General features: G+C 40.5%; 6 protein-coding genes. 5 read left to right on the top strand and 1 reads right to left on the bottom strand.

Annotated features, from left to right (window positions below):
* The first annotated feature begins 150 nt into the window (after positions 1 to 150).
* The 5 genes from metN to FH976_RS15210 all read left to right on the top strand — a co-directional run bounded on the left by metN (position 151) and on the right by FH976_RS15210 (position 5,414).
* A complete protein-coding gene (gene metN / locus FH976_RS15230; protein WP_194091635.1) occupies positions 151 to 1,185 on the top strand; it encodes a methionine ABC transporter ATP-binding protein MetN in 1,035 nt (344 codons plus the stop codon).
* Entirely contained in the window at positions 1,175 to 1,858 is a 684-nt protein-coding gene (locus FH976_RS15225; protein ID WP_194091634.1) for a methionine ABC transporter permease, read from the top strand. The genes metN and FH976_RS15225 overlap by 11 nt, the downstream gene beginning before the upstream one ends.
* A 43-nt stretch (positions 1,859 to 1,901) precedes the next feature.
* The gene (gene metQ, locus FH976_RS15220) at positions 1,902 to 2,711 is read left to right on the top strand and encodes a methionine ABC transporter substrate-binding lipoprotein MetQ (protein ID WP_194091633.1); all 810 of its coding nucleotides are present in this window, start codon (positions 1,902 to 1,904) and stop codon (positions 2,709 to 2,711) included.
* 139 nt (positions 2,712 to 2,850) lie between these two features.
* Positions 2,851 to 3,597 carry a tRNA (N6-threonylcarbamoyladenosine(37)-N6)-methyltransferase TrmO gene (gene tsaA, locus FH976_RS15215; protein ID WP_194091636.1) on the top strand — a complete coding sequence of 249 codons (747 nt, stop codon included), beginning with the start codon at positions 2,851 to 2,853 and terminating at the stop codon, positions 3,595 to 3,597.
* 101 nt (positions 3,598 to 3,698) lie between these two features.
* Positions 3,699 to 5,414, top strand: coding sequence for a proline--tRNA ligase (locus FH976_RS15210; protein ID WP_194091632.1), 1,716 nt, complete (start codon positions 3,699 to 3,701; stop codon positions 5,412 to 5,414).
* Positions 5,415 to 5,516: 102 nt separating this feature from the next.
* On the opposite strand, the gene kch is transcribed toward FH976_RS15210, so the two are convergent.
* Entirely contained in the window at positions 5,517 to 6,695 is a 1,179-nt protein-coding gene (gene kch / locus FH976_RS15205) for a voltage-gated potassium channel protein (protein ID WP_194091631.1), read from the bottom strand.
* Positions 6,696 to 6,776: the final 81 nt, after the last annotated feature.

The following is a 6,776-nucleotide window of genomic DNA, read 5'->3' as shown; positions in this document are numbered from 1 at the left end:
TATAGACGTCTAGATGTATAAATATCCATTGACTTGTCGAACACAAAACCATAGCATCGTCTACAGATTACAAACACGCTGTACTTTTCAACTGTATTCCGCGCATTATCCGAAATGAAACTATTGTATGGATACAATCTAGGTCATTAAATGATTGAAATAAAAAACGTTAACAAAATCTTTTATCAGGGAAGTAAAGAGATCGTCGCCCTGAAAGACATCAACCTCTCCGTTCCTCAAGGGGAAATATGCGGTGTGATTGGTTCATCTGGCGCAGGCAAAAGCACTCTGATTCGCTGCGTCAACATGCTTGAAGCGCCAACATCTGGCAATGTTATTGTCGATGGCGTCGATCTTACTCAACTTTCAAATACTCAATTAAGTCATGCCCGTCGTAATATCGGTATGATCTTCCAGCACTTTAATTTGCTCTCTTCTCGCACGGTATTCGATAATATAGCGCTACCACTTGAGTTATCTAAAATTCCAGCCACGCAAATTGAAACCAAAGTGTCTGAATTACTGATATTAGTTGGACTGGCAGATAAACGCGATACCTATCCGGCCAATTTAAGTGGTGGACAAAAACAACGAGTCGCGATTGCTCGTGCATTAGCATCGGATCCCAAAGTATTATTATGTGATGAAGCAACCAGCGCGCTTGATCCAGCAACCACAAAATCGATCTTAAAGTTACTAAAAACCATTAATCAAAAGTTAAATCTAACCATTTTGATCATTACTCACGAAATGGATGTAGTGAAAAACATCTGCGACAAAGTGGCTATTATTGGGGGCGGTTTATTGGTTGAGCAGGGCTTAGTCAGCGATATTTTTGCTCACCCTAAAACCAAGTTGGCACAAGATTTCATTCGTTCAACGCTTGATCTCTCAATTCCCGATGATTACAAAGCTCGTCTACACACAACTCAAATAGAAGGTTCCGCCCCTCTTATTCGTCTTGAGTTTACTGGTGCATCGATTGATATCCCTGCCGTTAGCCAGTTATCTCGTCAATTCAGTGTTGATGTCAGTATTCTAAATGCTGATATTGCTTACACCGGTGGCGTTCGGTTTGGTTTAATGGTTGCAGAATTTTTCGGCGACAAGACTCAAGTAGAACAATCAGTCACTTTCTTAAAAGAGCACAATATTAAAGTCGAGGTACTTGGCTATGTTTTATGATCACATCATGGATTGGTATTACGACCATCGTACTTTTCGTCTTATTTGGGGGGCAACCTGGGAAACACTTTACATGGTTGGCGTCGCGGGCCTAATTGGTTTTATTGTTGGCATACCAATGGGCGTGATTTTACATATCACCAAAAAAGGTGGCTTAACTGAAAACAAGTTTATTAATTTAGTGCTTGGCGCGATTGTAAATATCGGCCGTTCAGTTCCCTTTTTAGTATTAATGGTCGCGATTATTCCGTTTACCACATTATTAATTGGTAAATTCATTGGCACAACAGCGGCAATTGTTCCGCTCACTGTTGGCGCGATTCCTTTTATTGCACGCTTAGTGGAAAGTGCGTTAGTGGAAGTTCCAACAGGATTAATTGAAGCAGCGCAATCTATGGGCGCGCGACCAATGCAAATCATTACGAAAGTATTACTGCCAGAAGCTCTGCCTTCTATTGTCAATACGATCACCATTACGCTAGTAACACTCGTTAGCTACTCAGCGATGGCGGGTACTGTTGGCGGCGGAGGCTTAGGTGATGTTGCCATGCGTTATGGTTATCAACGCTACCAACCCGATATCATGCTTATAACAGTAGTGTTATTGGTCATTGTGGTGCAAATTATTCAAATGGTTGGCGATCGAGTGGCTACTCGTGTTGACCATAGATAATAAAAATAGATTTAATATAAACAACCTATTAAAAATAAAATACATGGAGTTCAATATGAAATTAAAAGGTTTATTCAGTGCTGCTGTTATTACAACATCACTACTTGTTACTGGCGCAGCAAATGCAGCTAGCAATACGATTAATGTTGGCGTAATTGCTGGCGCAGAAGCACAAGTTGCAGAAGTTGCCGCGAAAATTGCTAAAAAAAAATATAACTTAGATGTAAAACTAACGATTTTTTCTGATTATGTTATCCCTAATGCTGCATTAGATGATGGTTCAATTGATGCAAACGCATTCCAACATGCCCCATATCTTGATCAACAAATCAAAGATCGTGGTTACAAAATCAAACCCGTTGGCAACACTTTCGTTTACCCTATCGCGGGCTACTCAAAGAAAATCAAATCACTTGATGAGTTGAAAAAAGGCGACAGCATTGCGATTCCAAATGATCCAACCAATGAAGGTCGTGCATTATTGCTTCTTCAAGAACAAGGTTTGATCAAGCTAAGCAAAGAGTCTGGCCTACAAGCTACGCCTCTTGATATTATCGATAACCCTAAAAAATTGGATTTTGTTGAGCTAGAAGCGCCACAACTGCCTAACTCTCTACAAGATGTGACCATTGCAATTATCAATACTACTTACGCAAGCAGTATCAATTTATCGCCAGAAAAAGATGGTATTTTTGTTGAAGACAAAGAATCACCATACACCAACTTAATTGTTGCTCGTGATGATAATGCAGACAGTGAAAACGTGAAAAACTTCGTAAAAGCATACCAAACTGAAGAAGTATACGAAGCTGCGAAAAAATTATTTAAAGGTGGCGTAGTGAAAGGTTGGTAATTTCGACTAAATACTAACAACACATCAAGGGTAGCTTCGGCTACCCTTTTTAATGCCTAATAACCATAAAAAATCAACATCCAATATTGCCATGTGGTATTTTCATTCTATTTCACTCACTATAAGTATCGACAATTCTATGCCCTACTCTATTGAACCCATCGGTCTAATTCAAAGCCCTTATAAAGAAAAATTCGCCGTTCCAAGACAGCCTCGGTTAGCACCAAGTGCGACGGCAAGAATAAAGTTAGTTGGTGAGGCCAATAGCCCAGAATCCGTACGTGGTATTGAACAATTTAGCCATGTTTGGTTACTGTTCTTATTTGATCAAAATCTCGCAGCAGGATGGAAACCAACCGTACGCCCTCCTCGCTTAGGTGGTAATGAACGGATTGGTGTATTTGCCTCACGCGCGACTTTTCGCCCTAATGGAATTGGTATGTCAGCGGTAGAACTAAAAGGCATCACACAAGAAGGAAACCAGACTTGGTTAGAATTAGGCAGCGTTGATTTAGTTGATGGCACACCAATCATCGATATTAAACCGTATATTCCTTATTCAGATGCATTACCTGATGCAATAGGCGGCTTTGCGGAAAAAGCACCAGATGTGCTCAGTGTTATTTTTTCAGAATCAGCTCAGCTTTCATTAGCAAAGCATTGCCAACATAAGCCTTCTGAGCATCAACAAATCCAAACGGTAATTGAACAAGTGCTAGGACAAGATCCTCGCCCAGCTTATAAAAAAAACAAAACCGATAATAAAGAGTACGCCGTGAATTTATTCGATTTAAACGTCAAATTTACCGTTGAAAGTGATTTATCCACTCCTATCGATACAATAAATCGCAATTTCATTCGGGTAACAACCATAGAATCCTTTTGAGAATGCGCTCAGGCTGATATTATATTGGGCTAATTTGCCATATGCGATGAATTTTCCATATGGGTAAGACACATCATTCAATAACTTAAGCGGGTAACATAATGCGCACCAGCAAATACCTAGTTTCGACTTTAAAAGAAACCCCAAACGATGCCGAAGTCATTAGCCACCAGCTAATGCTACGTGCAGGTATGATCCGTAAATTAGCTTCAGGTCTCTATACATGGCTGCCAACCGGCCTACGTGTGCTGCGTAAAGTTGAAAATATCATTCGTCAAGAAATCGACAATGCAGGTGCAATTGAAACATTAATGCCCGTTGTTCAACCGTTTGAGTTATGGGAAGAAACTGGTCGTTCTGAAAAAATGGGCCCTGAGTTACTTCGTTTTACTGACCGACACTCTCGTCCATTTGTTCTTAGCCCAACCGCAGAAGAAGTGATCACGAGTCTGGTACGTGGTGAGGTCAGCTCTTACAAACAACTACCATTGAACTTGTACCAAATCCAAACCAAATTTCGCGATGAACGTCGCCCTCGCTTTGGCGTTATGCGTGCACGTGAATTTAGCATGATGGATGCTTACAGCTTTGATATCGATAAAGATGGGTTACAAAAATCTTATGATGCGATGCACGATGCCTACTGCAAAGCATTTGATCGTATGGGCCTAGACTATCGTCCTGTACTTGCAGATAGCGGCGCTATCGGTGGTAATGGTTCTCAAGAATTCCATGTATTGGCCGAAAGCGGCGAAGATCTAATTGCCTTCTCAACAGAATCTGATTATGCCGCTAACCTCGAAAAAGCAGAAGCATTAGCACCACAAGAAGAGTCTGCAACTCCATCTCAAGAAATGACATTAGTAGATACACCAAATGCAAAAACCATTGCAGAATTGGTTGAACAGCACAGCTTACCTATCGAGAAAACGGTAAAAACATTATTTGTTAAAGCTTCTGATGAAATAGAAGCCTCTATTGTTGCACTGATTATTCGTGGTGATCACGAGCTAAACGAAATTAAAGCGGAACACTTACCACAAGTAGCCGCTCCTCTGGAGATGGCAAACGAAGAAGAAATTCGTCAGCTAATCGGCGCAGGTCCGGGTTCACTAGGCCCTGTTGGTCTTGAACTACCATTCATCGTTGATCGCAGCGTTGCAGTCATGAGTGATTTTGGCGCCGGTGCTAATATCGACGGCAAGCACTACTTCGGTATTAACTGGGGCCGCGATGTTGAGTTAGGCCAAGTTGAAGATTTACGTAACGTAGTCGAAGGTGATCCAAGCCCATGTGGTAAAGGAACACTGATGCTAAAACGCGGCATCGAAGTTGGTCATATCTTCCAACTTGGTAAAAACTACTCTGAAAAAATGAACTGTGGTGTACTTGGCCCTGACGGCAAAAATGTCATTCTTGAAATGGGTTGTTACGGTATTGGGGTAACCCGTGTTGTCGCCGCTGCTATTGAGCAAAACCACGATGGCTCAGGCATTATTTGGCCAGATGCGCTTGCACCATTCCAAGTCGCCATTGTTCCTATGAATATGCAAAAGTCGCCACGCGTACAAGAAGCCGCAGATAAACTTTATGCTGAACTTACAGCAATGGGTATTGACGTACTGTTTGATGACCGTAAAGAGCGCCCAGGTGTGATGTTTAAAGATATCGAGCTAATTGGTATTCCGCATACCGTTGTAATCGGAGATCGTAGTATTGAAGAAGGCAATTTTGAGTATAAACATCGTCGGGATGGCGTTAAAGAACCAATTGCAATCAATGATATTATTGAGCACTTGAAAGCCAAGCTACAATAAACCTCGCTTTATCTGATATCAAAAAGGCAGCCTTTAGGCTGCCTTTTTTACTATCTTTTTTCTATTTTCTATAGTGTTCTGATTTGAAATCTACAGATAAAATTAATCAGCCGATACTTCAGTTTCTTCACCAAAAAATAGTTTAGTAATCAATTTATTGTCTATGGTTTCGCCTTTTAAGGTTCTCACTAACAATTCACTTCCCAATAATTGCAGAGAAAAGACTACATCAGGCTTTACTCGTTTAATTTGAGGAATATGTTTACTAGAGTTTACCAAAGCAATCGTCTTAGTATTCTTACCGCCAACCTCTTTTGCCGCTAATACGATAAAAGCATTATCAGCATCGTCATTACGCAATGCCAGAATATACTGAGCTTTCTCTGCACCCGCTTCAATCAAAACATCAGAAGAGGAAGGCTCACCAGTAACAATATCAGCATCACTAGGATACTCATGTTCGTCATTGGCAGGAACAACAACAGTGACAGATTCGCCACGTTCAGTTAAACCCGCATAGACACTGTGCGCTGTTGGAGACACACCTAAAATTATAAAATGATTTTTTCTCATCACGTTTGATATCCTACCTTTAACAATTCTTTTTAAGTTACCACCAATAACCGGCCCAATAATCGCACTAATGGAAGTCGCGAATACGGTAATGCCCATCACAATAATTGATGCTGTAAATAATCTTGCTGTAGAAGTGGTTGGGTAAAGATCACCGTAACCCACTGTCGACATGCTTACGATAGAAAAATAAAATGCCGTGGAAAGGTCAGTAATAGGAGAACTAAATTCAGTCCCTAAATATAATGTACCAAAAATTGCGTACAACATTAATGCGCCCGTACTGGTTAAGGCAAAAAGACTACCAGCCGCAATACTTGAACCATCAAAACTTTTCCAGTACAGCAATAATAGTGCACTAACAATCACAGTATAAGTTAATAATAATAGCCCTGGGCTTGACGATAAAAGGCTAATAACCGCGACTATGATCAACAAAAGAAGGGAGAATGCCCAAGCTAGGCGAGCTTTTAATGCCAAGCCGATAGACATTATAATTAAGCCAGCACCGAGTATTAATCTAGGTAATTGGGTTAAACCAATTTCATCAATAAGACTCGACCAGCCTCCTTGCCAATCTAATAAGCTAGGGAGAATGTCTAAACTATGTTGTATTGCTGGTTTGATAAACCAATAGCCATTAGCCGCAACAAGAATGGCTAATATCCAAGATGGTTTATAGAGACTGAGTAATTTTTTTCTCATCATTTCACAAACATATCCGATAATAATAATTCATAGGATGATACCATTTAGATACCGACAATAAAAATAACCTTTAACCAGTAT

Origin of the sequence: Vibrio hibernica (genome assembly GCF_015223435.1) — a bacterium.
GTDB lineage: Bacteria > Pseudomonadota > Gammaproteobacteria > Enterobacterales > Vibrionaceae > Vibrio > Vibrio hibernica.
The sequence above is the reverse complement of the archived record's forward strand: the minus strand, read 5'-3'. Positions and strand labels throughout refer to the sequence as shown.